The following is a 1667-nucleotide window of genomic DNA, read 5'->3' as shown; positions in this document are numbered from 1 at the left end:
CCGAGCCCGAGCGCGGCGAGTCCGAGCCCGCCGGCTCCGGCGGTCCGTAACACCGATCGTCGGTCAGGCTCGTCATCCACGGTCAGTCCTCACGGCTGCTACGAGTCCGGGGAGTGGACGATGGTCGTCACGAGTCGTCCGACCATCCGTGTCACCGGCGATACCCTAGGTCACCGGCGATACCCTAGCCCGGTTGGGCGACGGTCGTGATGGTGCCGTTCGGATCGATGCGGCGCACCCGGTCGTTGCCGTTGTCCGCGATGTAGAGCGCGCCGCTGCCGTCGACCGCGACCGAGCTCGGGTTCTTGAACTGGGCGGCGGCCGCTGGGCCGCCTTCGCCGCCGGAGCCTTCGACGCCGGTGCCGGCGATCGTGGTAATCACGCCGTTCGGGTCGACCCGGCGGATCCGGTGGTTGCGGTAGTCGGCGAGGTAGAGCGTCCGGCCGTCCGGGCCGACGGTGAGCGACGGCACGTTCAGCTTGGCCCGGGTGGCCGGGCCGCCGTCACCCGAGAAGCCCTCCTCGCCGGTCCCGGCGACGGTGGTGATGATCCCGCCCGGGGTCACCTTCTGAATGGTGTCGCTGGCGAGGTCGGCGAAGTAGAGGGTGCCGTCGTCGGTCATCTGGAGATCGTTCGGGCCGTTGATCTTCGCTGCGGTGGCCGGGCCGCCGGCGCCGCCGTAACCGGCGTCACCGGTGCCGGCGATCGTAGTGATTACCCCGGCTGGGCTGATCTTGCGGATCCGGTTGTTCTTCGCGTCCCCGATGTAGATGTTGCCGGCCTTGTCACGGGTGGTCGATCCGGGCCCGTCAAGCTGCGCCGCGCTGGCCGGGCCGCCGTCGCCGCTGATCCCGCCGGCTCCGGTGCCCGCGAGGTCGCTGACCGCCCCGGCAGGGGTGATCTTCTGGATGCGGTCCGTCGCGAGGCTGGAGACGAGCAGCGAGCCGTCGGGATCGACATCGACACTGTAGGGGCTCAGGCCCTGCACCGACAGCGCCGTTCCCCGGTAGGCGGTTGCGAGGCGTGCCGTGCCGCCGCCGCGGTCACCGCCGCGGTCACCGCCGCGGTCACCGCCGCGGCTGCCGCCGCCCGAGTTCGTCACCGCTGCCACGATGCCGACGGTGAGGGCGACGATGACGACGAACGCGACCGCTCCGATGATGAGCGGCGTCCGGTTACGGGCGTTCGGATTCGACTGGTGCCCGGCCTGGCGGGTGGCGGTCGGTGGTACCCCCGCCATCCCGTGCACCGGTCCCCCCGGACCGGGCCGGTACGTCTGGTCGCCGGGGCCGCCCGGTCCGCCGTACCCGGGGCCGAGCGGCCGCGGCGGTGGGGTCGACCGCGGCGGTGGAGTGTTGCCCGGCGGGAATCCACCCCAGCCCGGCCCAACCGGTGGTGGGTATCCCCCCATCGGACGGCTGACCGGACCACCGGGTGCTCCGGGACCACTCGGCATGGCGGGACTCCCCGGCCCGTTCGGGCCGTTCGGTGCGCCCGGGTACCCGATCCGTGGGCCCGGTCCGCCCGGTGGCGCGCCAGGGAAGCCGGGTCGACCGGGGGCCGGCGGGCGCGGGGTGGTCGAGGTGGCGAGCGCGGCCTCCCGGATCTCGTCGTCGATCCGCACCTTGACGTCGGACCGGGACAGCCAGGCCATGCCGAGGGGTAAA

At 73.0% G+C, this 1667-nt stretch carries 1 protein-coding gene; it reads right to left on the bottom strand.

What is annotated here, in order from left to right:
* Positions 1-184: 184 nt before the first annotated feature.
* Positions 185-1667: SMP-30/gluconolactonase/LRE family protein (locus ACY45C_RS09250; RefSeq protein WP_462187212.1), on the bottom strand; the 1483-nt coding region annotated here is incomplete at its 5' end.

The organism is Frankia sp. CcWB2 (assembly GCF_977927585.1).
The sequence above is the reverse complement of the archived record's forward strand: the minus strand, read 5'-3'. Positions and strand labels throughout refer to the sequence as shown.